Below are 19,659 nucleotides of genomic sequence, written 5' to 3'. Positions count from 1 at the left end.
CGCCGCCGGTCTTTTGTTTTGGAGTTCGAGAGATGCCGATCAAGATCCCGGATCAGCTTCCAGCCCGCGAGATTCTCGTGCGCGAGGGCGTCAGCGTGATGGACGAGCGCACCGCGCTCAGGCAGGACATCCGCCCGCTGCAGATCGGCCTTCTCAACCTGATGCCGAACAAGGTGCGGACCGAGACGCAGATCGCGCGGCTGATCGGGGCGACGCCGCTCCAGGTCGAGCTGACGCTGGTGCGCATCGGCAACCACAAGGCGCGCAACACTTCCGAGGACCACCTGATCTCGTTCTACCAGACGTGGGAAGAGGTGAAGGGCCGCAAGTTCGACGGCTTCATCGTCACCGGCGCGCCGATCGAGACGCTGCCCTTCGAGGACGTCACCTACTGGGAGGAGCTGACGCGCATCCTCGACTGGACGGCGACCCATGTCCATTCGGGGTTCTTCATCTGCTGGGGGGCGATGGCGGCGGCGTGGCATTTCCACCGGGTGCCGAAATACACGCTGGAGACGAAGGCGTTCGGCGTCTACCGCCACCGCAACAACGCGCCGGCCTCGCCCTATCTGTCGGGCTTCTCGGACGATTTCATCGTGCCGGTCTCGCGCTGGACCGAGATCAGGCGCGGCGACGTGCCGGCCGCTCTCGACGTGCTGATGGAATCGGACGTGACCGGCCCCTGCCTCCTCGCCGAGCCGACGGGCAACCGGCTCTACATGTTCAACCACATCGAGTACGATTCCCTGTCGCTCAAGGAGGAGTACGACCGCGACGTCGCCTCCGGCACGCCGATCGAGGTGCCGCATGGCTATTTCCCGGACGACGACCCCTCGCGCCAGCCGCTGAACCGCTGGCGCTCGCACGCGCATCTCCTGTTCGGCAACTGGATCAACCAGGTCTACCAGACGACGCCCTACGATCTCGCCGACGTCGGCAAGGCGGGCTGATCCGGGCGGGCGGGCAGGGCTCTCGCCGCTCCTTGCGGGGTCAGCAGCGGCACGAAGACGCGGCGCGAGGCGCGCACCGCGACCGGCACGCCCTGGTAGAGGCGCTTCTGCGCCTCGACGACGATGGCGCCGGCGAAGAGTGGCCACAAGCGCCGGCCGCCGCGCTCCAGCAGGCCGTGCAGACGCATCATGAAGCGCCGCCGCGACGGCGGGAAATGCAGCGCATCGCCCCAGGCGCAGGGCGTGAAGTTGGTCTCGCGCAGCAGCGCGTCGATCTGCCCGCGCGAGAACGGCCGGCCGGTGCCGAACGGCGTATGCTCGAAGCGCGCCCAGACGCCGCGCCGGTTCGGCACGACCACGACGAGGCGCCCGCCGGGGGCCAGCACCCGCCAGATCTCCATCAGCGTCTCGCGCGGGTTCTCCGCATGCTCGAGCGCGTGGATCAGCAGCACGCGGTCGATGGACGAGTCGAACAGCGGCAGTTCCTCGTCGAACACCAGCGCCGTCGCCGAAGGCCCGCCCGCCGGCCAGTTCACCGCGCCCTGCCGCGCCGGCATGAAGGAGAAGACGCGCTCGGCGTCGGTGCCGAACCGCTCCAGCCAAGGCAGGGCATAGCCCAGCCCGACCAGCCGCTCGCCAGCTTGAGCCTGCCACAGCGCCGAGAGCGAGACCGTGATCGAGCGCTCGGCCAGGCGGCCGAGGGTCGAGGCATAGAAGGTGCGCAGATCGACGATATCCGACAGCATGGCGCGAGCGTACCGGCACGAGCCCCCGGCCGCAAGCAAGCGCTTCCGTGACAAGAGCGGCGCCACGCCTTATCCTGCCGGGAAACCGGGAGATGCAGCATGACGGTCGAGATCGAGCAGTTCACCTGCCGCAGCGACAATTTCGGCATCCTGATGCGCGACACCGCGACCGGCACCGTCGCGCTGGTCGACGCGCCGGAGGAAGCGCCGATCCTTGCCGCCATCGCGCGCACCGGCTGGACGCCGTCGCTTCTTCTGGTCACGCATCACCACGCCGACCATGTCGAGGCCAATCTGGCGCTGAAGGAACGCTTCGGGTTGCGGATCGTCGGCCCGAAGGCGGAGGCCGGGAAGATACCCGGCATCGACGAGGAGGTCGCCGGCGGCGACACGCTGACGTTCGGCGCGCAGACGGTGCGGGTGATCGACACGCCCGGCCATACGGCCGGCCACGTCTCCTACCACCTGCCCGACGCGGGCGTCGCCTTCACCGCCGACACGCTGTTCGCGCTGGGGTGCGGGCGTCTGTTCGAGGCGGGGCCGGAGGTGATGTTCGCTTCGCTGGCGAAGCTCGCGGCGCTGCCGGGCGCGACGAAGGTCTATTGCGGGCACGAATACACGCTGTCCAATGCGCGCTTCGCCCTGTCCGTCGACCCTGATAACGCGGCGCTGCAGGCGCGGGCCAGGGAGATCGAGGCGCTGCGGGCGCAGGACAGGCCGACGCTGCCGACGACGATCGCCGAGGAGCTGGCCACCAATCCGTTCCTGCGCGCGGCCGATCCGGGCATCCGCCGCCAGCTCGGCATGGAGAGCGGGACGGACGCCGCCGTCTTCGCCGAGCTGCGCCGGCGCAAGGACAGCTTTTAAAGCAGAAAGCCGAGCGCGATCGCCGCCTGCGCCAGATAGTAGAGGACCCACACCGCCGCGCCGATCGGCCGCTGGCGCGGCGAATCCGGCGGCGTGAGGAAGCGGCCGATGGCGAGCAGCGAATCCGACAGGACGAACAGGATCGCCCCGATCAGGATGACGGGCGAGGGGACCGTCGCCGCCGCCAGCAGCATGGCGAGGATCGCGGCGGCATAGACGGCGACCGGAACCCGCATCTGCGGCGCGACCGCGGCAAGCAGGCGGCGCATCAGCAGCGCCGCGCCGATTGCGGCGAGGAGGACGAGGCCGAGCCGCCATAGCTGCCATGTCAGGATCTCCATGCCGCCGCCGACCGAAAGGAACAGCGGCACATAGGCGAGATGGGCGGCGAGGAAGCTGGCGAGGCCGGCGAGGAACGCCGTCTCGCCGTCGCGCGCGAGGAAGAAGTCGCCGGCCGCGCTCAGCGCCAGCGCCGCGACCAGCAGAAACGGCCCGCCCTCGATGAAGGCGAGAACCGCCAGCAGCGCCGTCGCGGTGGTCTTGACGACGCTGCGGCGCAGCGACGGCGCGCGGCCCTGGACGGGGAGGTAGAGCAGCGCGGCGGCGACCGACAGAAGCAGCGTGCCGTTGGGCAGCGAGTCCAGCCCGCCTGCGAAGGGCATCATGGCGCGGCCTTTTCTTTGGTCCTGGCTTTCCCGGAAAACAGCATCGACTTCGCCGCCAGCACCGCGCCGGCGGTGATCAGCACGCAGGCGGCGAGGATGCGCGAGGTGGGCTCGGCCATGCCGGCGACGATCAGCACCAGCGTCGACAGGAGCGGCGCGGCATAGCTCGCCGCGCCGAGGACCTGGATGTTGCCGTGCTTGACGCCATAGTCCCAGGTGTAGAACGCCGCGCCCACCGGCATCAGGCCGAGACCGAGAACCGCAAGCCACTGGCCGATACCTTCAGGCCACACCGTTTCTTCCAGCGCGAGGTGGCACAGGAGTGAAAGCGCCGCCGTCGCGGCGCAGAACCACGTCACGACGCTGGTCGGGACAGTGGGGAAGCGCCGCGAGGCGAGCGAATAGGCCGACCATGTCAGCGCGCACAGGCCCGCCATGGCGTAGCCGAAGGCGTACGAACTGTCGAAGGCGAGCTGACCGCCGCGCGAGACGATCAGGAACGCGCCGCTGAGGCCGAGAAGCGCGCCGGCGACATGGTGCCAGCGCAGCCGCTCGCCCGGCAGCAGCGCCGAGCCGACGACGATCAGCAGCGGCCACAGATAGGCGATCAGGCTCGCCTCCACCGCCGGGGCGTTGCGCAGGGCGGTGAAGTAGAAGAAGTGGTAGCCGAACAGGCCGGCGATGCCGACCAGCCAGACAAGCGGGGGAATCGGCGGGTGCGCGGCCGGCGGCGCCACGACGCGCATGACGAGCCCGACACCGGTACCGATGGTGAAGGTCAGGGCCGAAAGCAGGAAGGGCGGGACGGCGCCCGACGCGGCCGTCAGCAGCGCCAGCAGCGCCCACATGGCGACGGCCGAAAACCCGATCAGCGTGGCGCGCGCCATTGGCATGTCTCCCTCGTCCCCGCAGGCAGGGCAAGGGTTAGCCGCGCGCGGCGCGGCCTGCAAGAGGCCAGGGCGGTTGAGGACGCGATTGCCGGGGCGAAGCCCGGCGCGGATCGCCCTCAGCGCGGCTCGATGCGGGTGGCGACGATGCGCAGCGGGCCGGCCTGCGTGCTGACGGAGGCGTCGACCGGCGTGTAGAGGCCGGTGCCGTCGAGCGGCGCGAAGGTGACGGCGATGCGGCCGCGATTCTTGAGGTAGTCGATCTGCTTGCGCCCCTTGCGATAGCCCGCAACCGGCACGAAGCTGGCGTTGCAGGTCACGGTCCGGCCGTTGGGGCTGCCGGCCGGCGACAGCTTGAGGTCGGCGCGCAGCTCGCCGTCGAAGAAGCGGATGGTGCGGGTGCAGACCTCCTCCGGCCGCGCCGCCGGCACGATGGCCGACGAGAGCGGGTCGAGCACCGCCTTCAGATGCCCTTCCGACACCGCGACCCACGATTTCGGGTTGCGCTTCTTGTCCGGCTCGTTGACGACGGTCTCGACGGCGTCGCCGGCGAAGCGGATGGCGGTCCTGCCCTTCTTGCGGCCGGAAACGTAGTCGGCGTCGAAGGCGGAAGGCAGCACCGTGCCCTGGCGGATGGTGCCCTCGACGCTGGTGGTGCCCTTGGTGTCGTCGAACAGGCGCCCGACGCCCGAGCTCGACACCGAGCCGCGGATGCGGAACCTGTCGCCCTCGAAGCTGCTGTCGAAGCGCGCCGAGGCGACGGGCAGGCCGAGCAGCGTCACCGAATAGTCGGCGCGGAAGGCGCGGGTTTCGGCCCCGGCGGTGGTGGCCGGGGCGATGAGGGCGAGGGCGGCAAGCGCGAAAGCGGCGGCGAGGTGCTTCATGGCTTCCCATTGCCGTGAAATTCCGGCAAATCTGTGAGGGCTCCGCTCCGGGACGCTTCGGCTGCAAGCTGGCGCTTGACCCGGCAGTCAAATGCCACTATGGAACGGCGACTTTTCCAGAGGCCGCCTGAACACTGCCTGCGCGCCGTTCGCTGATGGTGCGGCAGTCCGGCATGGCCCGGCAACGAAACTGAAGGTGTATCATGTCCCGCGCTTGCGAACTGACCGGCAAGGCCGTCCTGACCGGAAACAACGTCAGCCACGCCAACAACAAGACGAAGCGTCGCTTCCTGCCGAACCTGTGCGACGTGACGCTGCAGTCGGAAGCGCTCGGCCAGAACGTGCGCCTGCGCATCACCGCCCATGCGCTGCGCTCGGTCGAGCATCGCGGTGGCCTCGACGCCTTCCTGGTCAAGGCCGACGCCTCGGAGCTGTCGCAGCGCGCGCGCCTGCTCAAGAAGCAGATCACCAAGAAGCTGGCCGAAGAGCAGGCCGCGTAAGCAGCCGCTTCCGACCGCTTCTCATTGCTTCGGCGGGCCGCACAGCCCGCCGGCTGGTTCCATTACCCAGGATAAAAAAATGACGTCTCTGCCCGCATCGCGGCACGTCCCCGTATGGCCCTTCGTGGCGGCAATGGCCGTGACGGTCGCCGCCTCCAACGTCCTCGTCCAGTATCCGTTCGGCCATTTCGGGCTTCAGGACATCCTGACCTGGGGCGCGTTCACCTATCCGTTCGCCTTCCTCGTCACAGACCTCGCCAACCGCAACCACGGCGCGGCCGCCGCGCGCAAGGTCGTCTATGCCGGCTTCGCGGTCGCGGTCGTCCTGTCGATCTGGCTGGCAACCCCGCGCATCGCCATCGCCTCCGGCGCCGCCTTCCTCGTCGCGCAGTTGATCGACGTCGCCGTCTTCGAGCGGCTGCGCCGCAACGCGTGGTGGCAGGCGCCGCTCATCTCCTCGGTGATCGGCTCGGTGATCGACACGGTGCTGTTCTTCTCGCTGGCCTTCGCCGCGCGGTTCGCGGCCCTCGACACCGGCTTCGGGCTGGAGGACGGCTCGCTCGGCTTTGCCGTCCCGTTCGTGCTCGGCGGCGAGGTCCCGCTGTGGGTGTCGCTGGCGCTCGGCGATTTCTGCGTCAAGATCGCGATGGCACTTGTGGCGCTCGTCCCCTACGGGGCGCTGATCTCGGTGCTGAAGCCGGCGCGCGCCTGATCGTCGGGGCCGGACGGCTCCGAAACCTCTCCCGCCTCGTGTACTGGCCTGTCCGGCGCCGGAGAGGCGATGGATGCCACCCGTCCGCGCAGCCTGCGCAGCACCCCGGCTGCGGCAATCAGGATTCCGGCATCCTCCCGCGCATCGCCCATGTCGCCCATGTCGCGCATGTCGCGCGCGAGGCCATCGAGGTTGCTGGCGATCTGCTCATAGTCCAAGGGAGCCCCCTTTCGAGATCGGGGAGTTGAGAACGCTCCAAGCAGGAAACGCGCCGCAGCCTTTGGGCTTACGCCTTGGACATGCGCTACGGCCTCCCCGACCGAGGGTCGAGGAGTGCGGATGACGGCTGCACTGTGGGAGCCGCTGCTTGGAGGGGTTCTCACGCCCCGGCCCTCCTTCGGAGAGCCGCGCCTATAATACCGGATCGGGCGGGCACCTTCAACGGCAGTAAGGCGCGCGGGCCCGGCTCGTCGACAAGCGAAGGGCGGCGAGGCTTTCGCGTCGCCGCCCTTGCCTTGGCCAATCGTGCCGCGGTCAGCCGCTCAGGCGATATGCCCGCCGCGCCCCGACCGGGCCGGTGGAACGCCGTTCCGCCGCATCAAGAATTCGCTTTTCTCCACTCCGCTTTCCCTTAATGTCGGTGCAGTCATCCCTGGGAGTTGGTTCATGCTCAATCTGCGCACTCTACTGGCAGGACTCGTGTTGGCGGCCGGTTTCTCCGGCCCGGTTGTGGCCCAGGATGTAGACGGCGCTGCCGACCATCCGCTCATCCCACGATATGAGGGGTCGGAAATCCGCGGTTATGCGGTCTCGGCCTTCGATGAATACGAGCTCGTCGCCGGAGCCACGGTCCGCAGCGCAACCGGGTCGACGGCGGCCGTTTCCGAGAACCCGATCCAGATCGAAGGCAAGGTCACGCACCTGTTCTACCGTGCGCCCCCCGATCGCTCGCCGCTCGAAGTCTTCCGCAATTATGAGAGCGTGCTCGCTGCCGCCGGTTTCGACGTGCTGTTTTCATGTTCGCGCGCGGATTGCGGCTATCTCTTCAACAACGTCATGAACCCTGGCGCACGCTACAACGGGCTGATTTACGGCGACCAGCAGCGTTATCTTGCGGCGCGCCTCGCGCGGCCCGAGGGCGATGTCTATGTCTCGCTCTATGTCACCAGCTTCGAGCCCCAGAACCGCACTTTCCTCAAACTTGACGTGGTCGAGTTGCGGGGGATGGAAAAGCGCATGATCGTGGTCGAGGCCGGCGAGATGGAACAGGCGCTGGCGCGGGACGGCAAGATCGCCATCTAAGGGATATTCTTCGATTTTGACAGTGCCACGATCCAGGCTGAGTCTCGCGAGCAAATCGATCAGCTTGGCCAGCTTCTGGCAGGCGCCGGTGCGCTTCAGGTCCTGATCGTCGGCCACACGGACGGTCAAGGGGCCTTCGACTACAACCTTACGCTTTCCCAACGGCGTGCCCAGGCAGTCGTCGATGCGCTGGTGAGGGACTACGGGATTGCGGCCTCGCGCCTGACACCGGCCGGCGCCGGCATGGTTTCTCCGGTGGCGAGCAACCGCACCGAGGAAGGGCGCGCGCAGAACCGCCGTGTCGAAATTGTAGAACGCTACGTCGCGCCATGAAGCCGCGCGAAATAGTGAGGCGGTCGGCGCAAACCGGATGAAACCTCGGACAGCTCGGCGATAGCCGGGGAAAAACCGGAGACTTTCGTACGACGGGGCGCCGATGCGGCCTGCCGCCCGACAATGAAAAAGGGCAGCGAGGCTTTCGCTTCGCCGCCCTTTCGCGTTCCGGACCGTCAGCCGTTCAGGCGAAGGCGCCGTGGCAGTGCTTGAACTTCTTGCCCGAGCCGCAGGGGCAGGCCTCGTTGCGGCCGACCTTGCCCCAGGTCGAGGGGTTGGCGGGATCGCGCTCCTCCGGCGGCACGACGCGGGCCTCGGCGACGGCGAGCGTCGTCCCGTTCTCGCCGAAATCGTTCTCGCCGGTGGTGGCGTCGATATGCTCGCCGCGCACCCCGACCGGCGCCTGCGGCGGCGGGGCGTCGGCCGCCTCGCGCACCAGCTCGACGCGCATCAACTGCGCGGTGACGACCTGGCGCAGATTGCCGAGCATCGCTTGGAACAGCTCGAACGCCTCGCTCTTGTACTCGTTGAGCGGGTCGCGCTGGGCATAGCCGCGGAAACCGACGACCGAGCGCAGATGGTCGAGATTGACCAGATGCTCGCGCCACAAATGATCGAGCGTCTGGAGGACGATGGACTTCTCGACATAGGCCATGATGTCGGGGCCGAAGCGCTCGGCACGGTCCCGGGCCGCGGCCTCGGCCGCCTCCATGATGCGCTCGCGGATCTGCTCCTCGTCGATGCCTTCTTCCTTGGCCCATTCGTCGACCGGAAGGTCGAGGTTGAGATAGGCCTGCACGCCTTCCTTCAGCCCGGCCGTGTCCCACTGCTCGGCATAGGCGGTCTCGGGAATGTGCTTGGTGACGAGGTCCTCGATCACGTCGCGGCGCATCTCGGCGACGGTGTCGCCGAGGCTCTCGCCGTCCATCAGCTCGATGCGCTGCTCGAACACGACCTTGCGCTGGTCGTTCATGACGTCGTCATATTTGAGCAGGTTCTTGCGGATGTCGAAGTTGCGCGCCTCGACCTTCTTCTGCGCCTTTTCCAGCGCCTTGTTGATCCAGGGGTGGATGATGGCCTCGTCTTCCTTGAGGCCCAGCTTCTGGAGCATCGAATCCATGCGCTCGGAGCCGAAGATGCGCATCAGGTCGTCCTGAAGCGACAGGAAGAATTTCGAGCGGCCGGGGTCGCCCTGGCGGCCGGAGCGGCCGCGGAGCTGGTTGTCGATGCGCCGCGATTCGTGGCGCTCGGTCGCCAGAACGTAGAGGCCGCCGGCGGCGAGCGCCTGGGCCTTCAGCTTCTGGATGTCGTCGCGGATCGCCTGTTCCTTCGCCGCGCGCTCGGGCCCTTCCGGCATGTCGCCCAGCTCCTGGCTGATGCGCATGTCGGCGTTGCCGCCGAGCTGGATGTCGGTGCCGCGGCCGGCCATGTTGGTGGCGATGGTGATGGCGCCGGGGCGGCCGGCCTGCGCGACGATGGCGGCCTCCTGCTCATGGTGGCGCGCGTTCAGCACCTGGAAATCGGAAAAGCCCTCGGCGCGCAGCCGCTCGGCCAGATATTCCGACTTCTCGATCGAGGTGGTGCCGACCAGCGTCGGCTGGCCCTTGGCGTGCGCCTCGCGGATTTCCTTGACGATGGCCTTGAACTTCTCCTCGACGGTCCGGTAGACCTCGTCGTCCTCGTCGAGGCGCTGGACGGGCAGGTTGGTCGGGATTTCCGTCACCTCGAGCCCGTAGATGTTGCCGAACTCCTCGGCCTCGGTCAGCGCCGTGCCGGTCATGCCGGCCAGCTTGCCGTACATGCGGAAATAGTTCTGGAAGGTGATGGAGGCCAGCGTCTGGTTCTCCGGGTGGATCTGCACCTTCTCCTTGGCTTCCAGCGCCTGGTGCAGCCCTTCCGAGAAGCGGCGGCCGGGCATCATGCGGCCGGTGAACTCGTCGATGATGACGACCTCGCCGTTGCGCACGATGTAGTCCTTGTCGCGCTGGAACAGGCGGTGGGCCTTCAGCGCGTTGTTGACGTGGTGGACGATGGCGACGTTCTCGATGTCGTAGAGCGACTCGCCCTTGAGCAGGCCCGCATCGCGCAGCCTGTTCTCCATCTTCTCGGTGCCTTCCTCGGTGAAGGTGGCGGTGCGCTGCTTCTCGTCGACCTCGTAGTCGGCCGGCTCGAGGCCAGGGATGAAGGCGTCGATGGTGTTGTAGAGGTCCGAGCGGTCCTCGAGCGGGCCGGAGATGATCAGCGGCGTGCGCGCCTCGTCGATCAGGATCGAGTCGACCTCGTCGACGATGGCATAGTTGTGGCCGCGCTGCACCATCTGCGCGCGGTCGTATTTCATGTTGTCGCGCAGGTAGTCGAAGCCGAGCTCGTTGTTGGTGGCGTAGGTGATGTCGCAGGCGTAGGCGTCCTTGCGCTCCTCGTCGGACAGGCCGTGGACGATGATGCCGGTGGTCAGCCCGAGGAAGCCGTAGATGCGCGCCATCCACTCGGCGTCGCGCCTGGCGAGATAGTCGTTGACGGTGACGACGTGGACGCCCTTGCCCGACAGCGCGTTGAGGTAGACGGGCAGGGTCGCGACCAGCGTCTTGCCCTCGCCGGTGCGCATCTCGGCGATGCCGCCGCCGTGCAGCACCATGCCGCCGATAAGCTGGACGTCGAACGGGCGCATGCCGAGCGCGCGCTTGGACGCCTCGCGCACGGTGGCGAAGGCGGGGATGAGCAGATCGTCGAGCGTCTCGCCCTCGGCGAGCCGGGCGCGGAACTCCGCCGTCTTCGCCTTCAGGGCCTCGTCGGAAAGGGCGGAGTATTCCGCTTCCAGCGCGTTGATCGCTTCGACCCGGGGGCGGAAGCCCTTGACGCGGCGGTCGTTGGAGGAGCCGAAAATCTTGCGGGCGAGAACGCCAAAGCTGACCATGAAAGGCCCTTTCAGAATGGATGCCGGAAGAGAAATCCGGCCTGACCCGGTGCGGCGGAATCGTCCGGGCCGGAAACGGGAGTCGGCGCGCCAAAACGCTTCTGGACGCCAAGCCGAAGGACAGATAAGAGGGGCCACAAGCGATGTCAACGTTGCTTGCCCTGCCGCAGGCATGCTGGGAATCGCCACATTTGCGCCGGTTTGAAGGGTTTCATGCCTGCCGGTCACCCTCCCTTCTGGCCCCTATTGGAGTCCGGTTCATGCACTATTTTCTCCGCTGCCTGTCGGCTGCCCGCATCGGCGCCGTTGCCGCCCTGATGGCGTTTGCCGCGCCCGCCGCCCTGGCGCAGGGCGATGCCGTCGTCGCCACGATCAATGGCGAGCCCGTCACCGAGACCGATCTTTCCATCGCCATGACCGATCTCAACGAGCAGTTCGCCCAGCTGCCGGACGACCAGCGCCGTGCCGCCGCGCTTTCGGCGATCATCGAGATCAGGCTGCTGGCGGCCGAAGCGGAGAAGGTGGGGTTGGCCGATGGCGACGAGTTCGCCCGCCGCATGACGCTCCTGCGCCAGCGCGCGCTGCACAGCGCCTTCATCGACAAGGAGGTCGCGGGCGCGGTGACGGACGAGGCGGTGCGCGCCCGCTACGACAAGCAGGTGGCCGAGACGCCGCCGGTCAACGAGATCCGCGCCCGCCACATCATCGTCGAGACGAAGGAAGAAGCCGAGGCCATCATCAAGGAGCTGGAGGCCGGCGGCGATTTCGAGGCCCTCGCCAAGGAGAAGTCCAAGGACGGCGCGGCCGCGCAGGGCGGCGACCTCGGCTATTTCACCGAGGGGCGCATGGTGCCGGAATTCGAGCAGGCGGCCTTTGCCCTCAATGTCGGCGACTATTCGAAGGAGCCGGTGCAGACCCAGTTCGGCTGGCACGTCATCAAGGTCGAGGACAAGCGCGTCCAGCAGCCGCCGGCATTCGAGCAGGTGGCCGAGCAGTTCCGGGCGCTGCTGCTGCGCGAGGCCTATTTCGCCAAGGTGACGGAGCTGCGCGAGGCCGCCGCGGTCGAGATCGCCGACCCGGCGCTGAAGGCGGCGCTGGAGCCGTCGGCCGAAGAAACCCCCGCCGAAGAATAACCCAACACGAAAGAGCGCCCCTGGCCATGTCGGAAACCGTCTCCCCGCTCGCGCCGAAGAAACAGCCCAGAATGCCGGCGATCGAGGGCGTGCGCATCGCCACCGCGCAGGCCGGCATCAAGTACAAGGGCCGCACCGACCTGCTCGCCATGGTGTTCGACGAGGGCACCACCGTCGCCGGCGTGTTCACGCGCTCGAAATGCCCGTCGGCGCCGGTCGATTTCTGCCGGCAGAACCTTGCCGGCGGCAGGGCGCGGGCGCTGATCGTCAATTCCGGCAACGCCAACGCCTTCACCGGCAAGCGCGGCCGCGAATCGACCGCCCTGACCGCGAAGGCCGCGGCAAAGGCCGCCGGCTGCGGCGAGGGCGAGGTGTTCCTCGCCTCGACCGGCGTGATCGGCGAGCCGCTCGACACGACGAAGTTCGCCCATCTGCTCGACGGCATGGTGGCCGGCGCCGGGGCGGATGGCTGGGCGGAAGCCGGCAGGGCGATCATGACCACCGACACCTACCCGAAATACGCCACGGCCAGGGTGCTGCTCGGCGAGACGGAGGTGACGATCAACGGCATCGCCAAGGGGGCGGGGATGATCGCGCCCGACATGGCGACGATGCTGTCCTTCATCGCCACCGACGCGCCGATCGATGCTCCTGTCCTTCAGGACCTTTTGTCGAAGGGCACGGGCAAGACCTTCAACGCGGTGACGGTGGACAGCGACACGTCGACCAGCGACACGCTGATCCTGTTCGCCACCGGCGCGGCGGCACGGCGCGGCGCCCCGCGCATCACCGAGGCGAAGGACACGCGCCTTTCCGCGTTCCGCCGGGCGCTGAACCGCATCCTGAAGAACCTCGCGCTCCAGGTCGTGCGCGACGGCGAGGGCGCGCGCAAGCAGGTCGAGGTGACGGTGACGGGGGCGAAGTCGGCCCGTTCGGCCAAGCGCGTCGCGCTGTCCATCGCCAACTCGCCGCTGGTCAAGACCGCCGTCGCCGGCGAGGACGCCAATTGGGGCCGCATCGTCATGGCCGTCGGCAAGGCCGGCGAGCCGGCCGACCGCGACCTCCTGGGTATCTGGTTCGGCGACATCCGAGTCGCCCATGAGGGCGAGCGCGACCCGGCCTATTCGGAAGCGGCGACGTCGGCCTACATGAAGCGCGACGAGATCGCCATCCGCGTCGATCTCGGCCTCGGCCGCGGCAAGGCGACGGTCTGGACCTGCGATCTGACCAAGGAATACGTCGCCATCAACGGCGACTACCGGAGCTGAGCGTGGATGGCCGCGTGACGAAGGGAAACCGGCTGCCGCAGAACCTTGCGATCGTCCGCCGCTTCGAGGCCGCGGGCTTTCGCGCCTGGCCGGCGACGTCGGTCCAGTATGACGGGACGTGGGCGGTGCGCCTCTCCGGGGGCCACCCGGCCAAGCGGCTCAACTCGATCAACCCGCTCGACCCGTTCGACGACGCCAACCTGACGGAGCGCATCGCCCGCGCCGCCCGCCGCTTCGCCGCCTATGGCCGGCCGCTGACCTTCCGCATGTCGCCGCTGGCCGCGCCGGCGATCCGGGAGCATCTCGATGCGCAGGGCTGGTCGCATTTTTCCGAGTCGCTGGTGATGCGCGCGACGCTGTCGCCGGCGATGGTGCACGAGGCGATGCACCAGATCCCGCTGAAGGACATGGGGCGCTTCATCAGCGCGGCCATCTCGATTCGCAGCCTCGACCCGGCGCTGCGCCCCGGCCTCTCCGAGATCGTCAGCTCGATCCAGCCGGAGGCGGGCCTGTTCGTGCTGGAGGAGGGGCGCCAGCCGGTGTCGACCGCGATCTGCGTCCATGACGAGGACCTCGCCGGCCTGTTCGAGGTGGCGACCGAGGCCAGCCGGCGCGGCCGCGGCTACGGCCGGCGCGTCCTGCTCTCGGCGCTGAAATGGGCGCAGGCGCGCGGCGCGCGCACCGCCTGGCTTCAGGTCGACGCCGACAATGAAAGCGCCATCGGCCTCTACCGCTCGATCGGGTTCGCGGAGGTCTATCGCTACCATTACCGCCAGCCGCCGCATCAGGACGACAGCGCATGAGCCAGAGCGAACCGAAAAAGCTGCTGCTCGTCGCCGCCTGCGCGCTGGTCGATACGGACGGGCGGGTGCTGATCGCCCAGCGCCCCGAGGGCAAGCAGCTCGCCGGCCTGTGGGAGTTTCCCGGCGGCAAGATCGAGCCGGGCGAGACGGCAGAGGAGACGGTGGTGCGCGAGCTCGCCGAGGAGCTCGGCATCGAGACCAAGGTGACGTGCCTTGCCCCGCTCACCTTCGCCAGCCATTCCTACGAGAGCTTCAACCTTCTGATGCCGCTGTTCGTCTGCCGCCGCTTCTGGGGCTTTCCCCAGCCGCGCGAGCATCAGGCGCTGAAATGGGTGCGCCCCAACAAGCTGCGCGACTATCCGATGCCGGAAGCCGATGCGCCGCTGATCCCGTTCCTGATCGATCTTCTGTAGGGGCGGTCCTTCCCGCGCCCGGCCGGAAACCGCACCCCATAAAAACAGTCGGCGCCGGGATTTCTCCCAGCGCCTCCCTGTTGCATGAAGGCGTTCCGCAATTGCTCCGCCGAAGCGGGCAGAAACGTCGCTTTCATGGAACGGCCATGGCGGGTGGCATCCCGGAGGCTGCATCCGCTTTGGCCATGCCGTCGCGCGCCGAAGCATCGCAGGCGACATACCATCGAAGGGCTTGCCCGGCCTTCATGGCAGCATCGGTTCGCCGTCAACGGCTCGTGGCCAAGGTTGCCCAGGGCCGAAAAACCTTCTCGGGCGATCCCGCCTCGGACATCCGGACGATCTGCCTTGCCTGCGGCCAAGCCGCAGACGAAGCCGTCGCTCCCGGAGCGGGGGCTTCAGGGGGTTCCCTCTGGGCTGTCCCGCCGTCCACGCGAGAACCATGAGGGCCTGAATTGCCTTGAAGTGTATGCCCGTCCGGCGCGGACTGGAAGCGGCGCCGGCCTGTGAAAAGCGGTGATTACGGGAATAACGCAGTAGAAAAACCGCGCGCCCGTCCGGGCCGATGCGCCTTTGCCCGGCTTTTGCAGCGCAATATCATGATGAAAGGCGGCAACCGCGAAGGATCGCCGCCCGTTTATCAGGACAAATGCGTCGGGTCTACTGACCTATTCGTATTTCACCGGCTTTTCCGGCAACAGGCCGTTGGGCGCAAAGCGCAGGACGAGGGTGATGGTCAGGCCGATGACGAAGACCCGCATCTGCAGCGCCCGCGTCGCGAGGTCGGACGGGGCCTGCCAGCCGAACAGCTCGTTGCTCCAATAAGCGCCCTGCTGGAACAGGAACAGCGCCGCCGGCTCCGACATGGTCCAGATGATGTAGACCAGCACGACGCCGAACACTGTGCCGAGATTGTTGCCGGCGCCGCCGAGGATCACCATCACCCAGATCAGGAAGGTGTGGTTCAGCGGCACGAAGGCCGAGGGGTCGAAGATCGAGGTGAAGGTGACGAGCGCCGCGCCGCCGATGCCGATGATGACGTTGCCGAGGACGAACATCTCCAGCCGGCGGCGGTTGACGTCCTTGCCCATCGCGGCGGCGGAGACCTCGTTGTCGCGGATCGCTCGCATCATCCGGCCCCACGGCGAATGCCAGGCGCGCTGGAGGAGGACGAAGATGGCGAGGATGAGGAGCGCGGTGACGGACAGATAGGCCGCGCGCGAGGCGACGAAGCCGATCTCCTGCGGCGTCGGCACCGGCCACGGTATCGGCGAGACGGTCAGCGTGCCGCGCGTCAGCCAGTCGGCGTTCTTGAGGAACGCCTTGACGATCTCCGAGATGCCGAGCGTGGCGATGGCCATGTAGTCGGCGCGCAGGCCGAGCGTGATGCGGCCCATGGCCCAGCCGAGCGCGCCGGCGGCCGCGCCGCCCGCCGCCCAGCCGAGCCAGACGGGAAGGCCGAGCCCGCCGATCCAGCCGGCCCCGCGCTCGATCTGCGCCGTGGCCGGGTCGAAGATCGACTGCGCCCACAGATAGGCGATGGCGAGGACGATCAGCGTCAGCAGCGTGCGCCACTTCTTCGGCAGGCCGAGGCGGTGGGTCTGGCTGGCGGCGTAGACCGCGGCCGCGCCGATGGCGACGGCGGCGAGCGCCCAGCCGAGCTGGCCAGGCATGTCGGAGTCCCAGAACGCGCCGTTGACCGGATAGGTGACGAACAGGCTGACGAAGGCGGCGAGGGCGATGAAGCCCATGATGCCGACATTGAACAGCCCGGCATAGCCCCACTGGATGGTGAGACCGAGCCCGATGATGGCGTAGCACGAGGCCTCGACCAGCATGCGCGTGCCATAGGCCGCGCCCATCCAGGCGAAAACCAGCGCGACGAGGACGGCGAGGCCCGAGAACAGCACGATCTCGCGACGGGGAAGGGCGCTCATTTCACCACCCTCCCCCTGAAGATGCCTGTCGGCCGCCAGATCAGCACGACGATGAGGATGAAGAACGGCACCACGATCTTGTACTCCGTCGGCACGAAGGCGATGCGGTTCGGTATGTCGATGAAATCGGGCAGGAATGGCTGGAGCGGGCGCAACAGCACCGACCAGTTGAATACGGCGAAGGTCTCGGTGAAGCCGACCAGCATGCCGCCGGCGATCGCGCCGTAGGGCTGGCCGATGCCGCCGACGATGGCGGCGGCGAAGATCGGCAGGACGATGTTGAAGGCGAGGTCCGGCTTCAGCGTCACGTCGAGCGCGAGCAGCGTGCCGGCGGCCGCGGCAAGCGCGCCGGCGATCACCCAGGTCGCGCGTACCACGCTGTCGATGGAGATGCCGGAGACGCGGGCAAGGTCGGGATTGTCGGAGACGGCGCGCATCGCCTTGCCCATGCGCGAGCGGGTGAGGAAGAGGTGGAGGGCGATGGCCGCCACCGCCGTGAAGCCGATCAGCAGCGCCTGCGGCTGGGTGAGGATGATGTCGCGGCCGAGCAGCGGCAGGCGGTAGATGGTCTTGGCCCCGCCCGCCTCGAGCTGCCATGTGCCGGTGCCGGCGAAGAGCCGCACCAGCCCCTGCATCATCAGCATGACGCCGATGGAAGACATGACGATGACCACCGGCCTGACCTTGGCCCGGCGCAGCGGCGCGTAGAAGGCGCGGTCGACGCCGATGGCGATGAACGCCGTCGCCGCCATGGCGAGCGGCATCAGCACGAAGGCCGCCGGCAGGCCGAGATTGCTTTCGCCGCCCGAGAACAGCGCGACGCAAATGAGCGCGACGAAGGCGCCGATGGTCATCATGTCGCCATGGGCGAAATGGGCGAAGCGCAGGATGCCGAAGATCAGCGTCACGCCGACCGCACCGAGCGCGTAGACCGAGCCGATGATCAGGCCCGCGAGCAGGCCGCGGTTGATGAAGAACACCAGTTCCTGTGCCGGCAGCGCCGCGAGGAAACCCGCCTCCATGTCACTCTCCCCCGCCGAGAAAACTCCGGGCCACCTCGGGGTCGGCCAGAAGCTCGGCCCCGGTGCCGGTGAAGCGGTTCTGGCCGCCGGCGAGCACGAAGCCGCGATGGGCCAGCGCCAGCGCCTGGCGCGCGTTCTGCTCGACCATCAGGATGCCGACGCCGGCGGCGTTGATCTCGATGATGCGCTCGAAGATCTCGCCCATGTAGCGCGGCGACAGGCCCGCCGTCGGCTCGTCGAGCAGGAGCAGCTTCGGCTCGGTCATCAGCGCCCGGCCCATGGCCACCATCTGGCGCTGGCCGCCGGAAAGCTCGCCCGCCGGCTGGCGGCGCTTGTCCTTCAGCGGCGGGAAGAAGCCGTAGACCTTGTCGATCAGGGGACGGAAATCGTCGCGGCGGATGAACGCGCCCATTTCGAGGTTTTCCTCGACCGACAGCGTCGGGAAGACGTTGAACTCCTGCGGCACGAAGGAGAGCCCGTCGCGCACCAGCGCCTCGGGGGCCTTGTTGGTGATGTCCCCGCCGCCGAACAGGATCGTCCCTTCCGAGACGGTCAGCAGCCCGAACAGCGCCTTCAGCGTCGTCGATTTCCCCGCGCCGTTCGGGCCGACGATGACGCCAATCTCGTTCGCGTCGATCGAGATGTTGACGCCGTTCAATATGTTGGCGCCGCCGTAGCCGCCGTGGATGCCGGTCATTTCGAGGAGGGCCATGTCAGCGTGCCTCCAGCCGGGGGGCGGGCATGCCGCCGCCGAAATAGGCCTCGACCACTTCCGGGTTGGCCCTGATTTCCGACATCGGCCCCTCGACCATGACGGAGCCGGCGGCCATGACGATCACCGGGTCGCACAGCCGCGCGATCAGGTCCATGTCGTGCTCGATGACGAAGAAGGTCAGCCCCTCCTCGCGGTTCAGCCGCTCGACGACGGCGGCGAGGTCGTTGAGCAGCGTGCGGTTGACGCCGGCGGCGATCTCGTCGAGCAGCACGATCCGGGGTTTCGCCATCATCACCCGGCCGAGCTCGAGCAGCTTCTTCTGGCCGCCGGAGAGGTTGCCGGCGAGCTCGTTGCGGACATGGGTGAGGCGCAGCAGCTGCAGCACCTCTTCGGCCCGGCTGCGCGTACCGGCTTCCTCGCCCGCCACCCTGCCGCGCCGGAACCAGGCGTTGAGAAGCGTCTCGCCCGACTGGCCGGCCGGCACCATCATCAGGTTCTCCAGCGCCGTCATGGTGGAGAATTCCTGCGCGATCTGGAAGGTGCGCAAAAGGCCGCGCTCGAACAGCCTGTGGGCGGGCAGGCCGGTCACGTCCTCGCCGTCGAGCAGGATCCTGCCGGAGGTGGGCGCAAACGCGCCGGCGACCATGTTGAACATGGTGGTCTTGCCCGCGCCGTTCGGCCCGATCAGCCCGGTGATCGAGCCCTTCTCCACCTTCAGCGAGCAGCGGTCGACGGCAAGCACGTTGCCGAACCGCTTGGTCACGTCCTGAACGTCGATGATCGTCGCCATGGTTCCCCGAGACCCGGATTGTCCGGCGCTTCCGGCTTTTCGCCTTGTTCTGGAAAACGCCGCTCCCACTGGCTCATTAGCTAGGCCGGATTGGCATTACAAGGAAAACGGTCGTGAACGGGCGGCGGGAGCCTTGAAAGATCAGCGCACCGAGGCGATCAGCGCCTTGGCGTCGTCGCTCGCCCATTCGGCCGGGCCGTTCATGTGGGCGAGCATGCAGCCGTCGCCGTCGATCAGCACCGTCACCGGCAGGCCGAGCGCCAGCCCGCGCCGCTTCAGGTCGTTGAACACGCCCATCGTCGCGTCGCGGTAGAAGGCGAGCGCGTCGACCTGCGTTTCCTGAAGGAACCGCTTCGGCTTCTCGTCGGTGCCGGTGTCGACGTTGATCGCCACCACCTCGAAATCCTCGCCGCCCTCGTCGATCTGGAGCTGGTTCAGCGCCGGCATCTCATGGCGGCACGGCGCGCACCACGTCGCCCACAGGTTGAGCAGCACCGTCTTGCCGGAGAGGTCGGCCATGGTCATCGGCGTGCCGTCGGGCGCGTTGAAGGAAAGCGCCTTCAGCGATTGCGGCGGGCTCGCCGCCAGCATCGCCGCGACCTCGCCGCGCGCGGCCGCGCCGGCCACGGTCGCCATGTCCTGCTTCGCTGCGCAGGCCTTGTCGTCCTCGCCGGACGCTGCGACCTGCGGCGCGTTGTTGCCAGATGGGTCGCCCATCACGTATAGGCCGAACGCGCCGCCGGCGACGACGCCGGCCACGATTGCAGCGGCGATCAGCCATCTGGTCGGCAGGTTCAGTCGTGCATTTGCCATTTTTCAGT

General features: G+C 67.9%; 21 protein-coding genes. 10 read left to right on the top strand and 11 right to left on the bottom strand.

Going from position 1 to position 19,659, the window contains the following annotated elements; translation table 11 throughout:
* The first annotated feature begins 32 nt into the window (after positions 1-32).
* Positions 33-950 carry a homoserine O-succinyltransferase gene (gene metA / locus M9945_RS18865; protein ID WP_367945787.1) on the top strand — a complete coding sequence of 306 codons (918 nt, stop codon included), beginning with the start codon at positions 33-35 and terminating at the stop codon, positions 948-950.
* On the opposite strand, the gene M9945_RS18860 is transcribed toward metA, so the two are convergent.
* Entirely contained in the window at positions 917-1,696 is a 780-nt protein-coding gene (locus M9945_RS18860; protein WP_367945786.1) for a class I SAM-dependent methyltransferase, read from the bottom strand. The genes metA and M9945_RS18860 overlap by 34 nt on opposite strands.
* Before the next feature lie 99 nt (positions 1,697-1,795).
* Here M9945_RS18860 and gloB point away from each other — a divergent pair, with 99 nt between their 5' ends.
* The gene (gloB, locus tag M9945_RS18855) at positions 1,796-2,563 is read left to right on the top strand and encodes a hydroxyacylglutathione hydrolase (RefSeq protein ID WP_367945785.1); all 768 of its coding nucleotides are present in this window, start codon (positions 1,796-1,798) and stop codon (positions 2,561-2,563) included.
* On the opposite strand, the gene M9945_RS18850 is transcribed toward gloB, so the two are convergent.
* The 3 genes from M9945_RS18850 to M9945_RS18840 all read right to left on the bottom strand — a co-directional run bounded on the left by M9945_RS18850 (position 2,560) and on the right by M9945_RS18840 (position 4,999).
* A complete protein-coding gene (locus tag M9945_RS18850) occupies positions 2,560-3,228 on the bottom strand; it encodes a lysoplasmalogenase family protein (protein ID WP_367945784.1) in 669 nt (222 codons plus the stop codon). The genes gloB and M9945_RS18850 overlap by 4 nt on opposite strands.
* Positions 3,225-4,115 (bottom strand): DMT family transporter, encoded by an 891-nt coding sequence (locus M9945_RS18845; RefSeq protein ID WP_367945783.1) that lies wholly within the window; start codon positions 4,113-4,115, stop codon positions 3,225-3,227. Before M9945_RS18845 ends, M9945_RS18850 begins: the two co-directional genes overlap by 4 nt.
* 119 nt (positions 4,116-4,234) lie before the next feature.
* Entirely contained in the window at positions 4,235-4,999 is a 765-nt protein-coding gene (locus M9945_RS18840; RefSeq protein WP_367929089.1) for a DUF3108 domain-containing protein, read from the bottom strand.
* A 203-nt stretch (positions 5,000-5,202) separates the two neighbouring features.
* Between M9945_RS18840 and rpmB the strand changes: the two genes are divergently transcribed.
* The gene (gene rpmB / locus M9945_RS18835) at positions 5,203-5,499 is read left to right on the top strand and encodes a 50S ribosomal protein L28 (protein WP_367929090.1); all 297 of its coding nucleotides are present in this window, start codon (positions 5,203-5,205) and stop codon (positions 5,497-5,499) included.
* A 79-nt stretch (positions 5,500-5,578) separates the two neighbouring features.
* On the top strand, positions 5,579-6,211 hold the full coding sequence (locus M9945_RS18830; protein WP_367929091.1) for a queuosine precursor transporter: 633 nt from the start codon (positions 5,579-5,581) through the stop codon (positions 6,209-6,211).
* Here M9945_RS18830 and M9945_RS18825 read toward each other — a convergent pair.
* Positions 6,169-6,429 carry a hypothetical protein gene (locus M9945_RS18825; protein ID WP_367929092.1) on the bottom strand — a complete coding sequence of 87 codons (261 nt, stop codon included), beginning with the start codon at positions 6,427-6,429 and terminating at the stop codon, positions 6,169-6,171. The two genes, M9945_RS18830 and M9945_RS18825, sit on opposite strands and share 43 nt — an antisense overlap.
* Before the next feature lie 448 nt (positions 6,430-6,877).
* Between M9945_RS18825 and M9945_RS18820 the strand changes: the two genes are divergently transcribed.
* Together M9945_RS18820 and M9945_RS18815 are read left to right on the top strand one after the other, a co-directional pair.
* Positions 6,878-7,513: a DUF4892 domain-containing protein gene (locus tag M9945_RS18820; protein ID WP_367945782.1), complete on the top strand. Its 636-nt coding sequence runs from the start codon at positions 6,878-6,880 to the stop codon at positions 7,511-7,513.
* 3 nt (positions 7,514-7,516) lie between these two features.
* A complete protein-coding gene (locus M9945_RS18815; RefSeq protein WP_367945885.1) occupies positions 7,517-7,846 on the top strand; it encodes an OmpA family protein in 330 nt (109 codons plus the stop codon).
* A gap of 184 nt (positions 7,847-8,030) precedes the next feature.
* Here M9945_RS18815 and secA read toward each other — a convergent pair whose 3' ends face one another.
* Entirely contained in the window at positions 8,031-10,760 is a 2,730-nt protein-coding gene (gene secA / locus M9945_RS18810) for a preprotein translocase subunit SecA (protein WP_367929094.1), read from the bottom strand.
* Between the two features lie 260 nt (positions 10,761-11,020).
* Here secA and M9945_RS18805 point away from each other — a divergent pair, with 260 nt between their 5' ends.
* From M9945_RS18805 to M9945_RS18790, 4 genes are read left to right on the top strand one after another with little or no spacing between them, the layout of a single operon-like run.
* The gene (locus M9945_RS18805; protein ID WP_367945781.1) at positions 11,021-11,893 is read left to right on the top strand and encodes a peptidylprolyl isomerase; all 873 of its coding nucleotides are present in this window, start codon (positions 11,021-11,023) and stop codon (positions 11,891-11,893) included.
* 26 nt (positions 11,894-11,919) lie between these two features.
* Positions 11,920-13,161: a bifunctional glutamate N-acetyltransferase/amino-acid acetyltransferase ArgJ gene (argJ, locus tag M9945_RS18800; RefSeq protein WP_367929096.1), complete on the top strand. Its 1,242-nt coding sequence runs from the start codon at positions 11,920-11,922 to the stop codon at positions 13,159-13,161.
* A gap of 14 nt (positions 13,162-13,175) precedes the next feature.
* Complete coding sequence (locus M9945_RS18795; RefSeq protein ID WP_367929097.1) at positions 13,176-13,964, top strand: GNAT family N-acetyltransferase; 789 nt, start codon at positions 13,176-13,178, stop codon at positions 13,962-13,964.
* Complete coding sequence (locus M9945_RS18790) at positions 13,961-14,377, top strand: (deoxy)nucleoside triphosphate pyrophosphohydrolase (RefSeq protein ID WP_367929098.1); 417 nt, start codon at positions 13,961-13,963, stop codon at positions 14,375-14,377. Before M9945_RS18795 ends, M9945_RS18790 begins: the two co-directional genes overlap by 4 nt.
* Positions 14,378-15,042: 665 nt before the next feature.
* Here the strand turns inward: M9945_RS18790 and M9945_RS18785 are convergent.
* The 5 genes from M9945_RS18785 to M9945_RS18765 form a co-directional block, all read right to left on the bottom strand.
* On the bottom strand, positions 15,043-16,311 hold the full coding sequence (locus M9945_RS18785; protein ID WP_367929099.1) for a branched-chain amino acid ABC transporter permease: 1,269 nt from the start codon (positions 16,309-16,311) through the stop codon (positions 15,043-15,045).
* Entirely contained in the window at positions 16,308-17,333 is a 1,026-nt protein-coding gene (locus M9945_RS18780; RefSeq protein WP_367945780.1) for a branched-chain amino acid ABC transporter permease, read from the bottom strand. Before M9945_RS18780 ends, M9945_RS18785 begins: the two co-directional genes overlap by 4 nt.
* A gap of 1 nt (position 17,334) precedes the next feature.
* Positions 17,335-18,045, bottom strand: a complete 711-nt coding sequence (locus tag M9945_RS18775) for an ABC transporter ATP-binding protein (protein ID WP_367929101.1) — start codon at positions 18,043-18,045, stop codon at positions 17,335-17,337.
* 1 nt (position 18,046) lies between these two features.
* Complete coding sequence (locus M9945_RS18770) at positions 18,047-18,838, bottom strand: ABC transporter ATP-binding protein (protein ID WP_367929102.1); 792 nt, start codon at positions 18,836-18,838, stop codon at positions 18,047-18,049.
* Positions 18,839-18,979: 141 nt separating this feature from the next.
* Entirely contained in the window at positions 18,980-19,651 is a 672-nt protein-coding gene (locus M9945_RS18765) for a TlpA disulfide reductase family protein (protein ID WP_367929103.1), read from the bottom strand.
* Between the last annotated feature and the right edge of the window lie 8 nt (positions 19,652-19,659).

The sequence above is a fragment of the Aquamicrobium sp. genome, assembly GCF_023954335.1.
GTDB lineage: Bacteria > Pseudomonadota > Alphaproteobacteria > Rhizobiales > Rhizobiaceae > Aerobium.
Note: the sequence above shows the minus strand (reverse complement) of the source record. Positions and strands in the feature narration are given on the sequence as shown.

Bases quoted from the DNA above. Each gene is read 5' to 3' on its own strand.
- M9945_RS18850 (WP_367945784.1), bottom strand. From the start codon at position 3,228: ATGATGCCCTTCGCAGGCGGGCTGGACTCGCTGCCCAACGGCACGCTG.
- M9945_RS18780 (WP_367945780.1), bottom strand. From the start codon at position 17,333: ATGGAGGCGGGTTTCCTCGCGGCGCTGCCGGCACAGGAACTGGTGTTC.
- metA (WP_367945787.1), top strand. From the start codon at position 33: ATGCCGATCAAGATCCCGGATCAGCTTCCAGCCCGCGAGATTCTCGTG.
- gloB (WP_367945785.1), top strand. From the start codon at position 1,796: ATGACGGTCGAGATCGAGCAGTTCACCTGCCGCAGCGACAATTTCGGC.
- rpmB (WP_367929090.1), top strand. From the start codon at position 5,203: ATGTCCCGCGCTTGCGAACTGACCGGCAAGGCCGTCCTGACCGGAAAC.
- M9945_RS18765 (WP_367929103.1), bottom strand. From the start codon at position 19,651: ATGGCAAATGCACGACTGAACCTGCCGACCAGATGGCTGATCGCCGCT.
- M9945_RS18775 (WP_367929101.1), bottom strand. From the start codon at position 18,045: ATGGCCCTCCTCGAAATGACCGGCATCCACGGCGGCTACGGCGGCGCC.
- M9945_RS18845 (WP_367945783.1), bottom strand. From the start codon at position 4,115: ATGGCGCGCGCCACGCTGATCGGGTTTTCGGCCGTCGCCATGTGGGCG.
- M9945_RS18770 (WP_367929102.1), bottom strand. From the start codon at position 18,838: ATGGCGACGATCATCGACGTTCAGGACGTGACCAAGCGGTTCGGCAAC.
- M9945_RS18830 (WP_367929091.1), top strand. From the start codon at position 5,579: ATGACGTCTCTGCCCGCATCGCGGCACGTCCCCGTATGGCCCTTCGTG.
- M9945_RS18805 (WP_367945781.1), top strand. From the start codon at position 11,021: ATGCACTATTTTCTCCGCTGCCTGTCGGCTGCCCGCATCGGCGCCGTT.
- M9945_RS18785 (WP_367929099.1), bottom strand. From the start codon at position 16,311: ATGAGCGCCCTTCCCCGTCGCGAGATCGTGCTGTTCTCGGGCCTCGCC.
- M9945_RS18840 (WP_367929089.1), bottom strand. From the start codon at position 4,999: ATGAAGCACCTCGCCGCCGCTTTCGCGCTTGCCGCCCTCGCCCTCATC.
- M9945_RS18820 (WP_367945782.1), top strand. From the start codon at position 6,878: ATGCTCAATCTGCGCACTCTACTGGCAGGACTCGTGTTGGCGGCCGGT.
- secA (WP_367929094.1), bottom strand. From the start codon at position 10,760: ATGGTCAGCTTTGGCGTTCTCGCCCGCAAGATTTTCGGCTCCTCCAAC.
- M9945_RS18860 (WP_367945786.1), bottom strand. From the start codon at position 1,696: ATGCTGTCGGATATCGTCGATCTGCGCACCTTCTATGCCTCGACCCTC.
- M9945_RS18790 (WP_367929098.1), top strand. From the start codon at position 13,961: ATGAGCCAGAGCGAACCGAAAAAGCTGCTGCTCGTCGCCGCCTGCGCG.
- argJ (WP_367929096.1), top strand. From the start codon at position 11,920: ATGTCGGAAACCGTCTCCCCGCTCGCGCCGAAGAAACAGCCCAGAATG.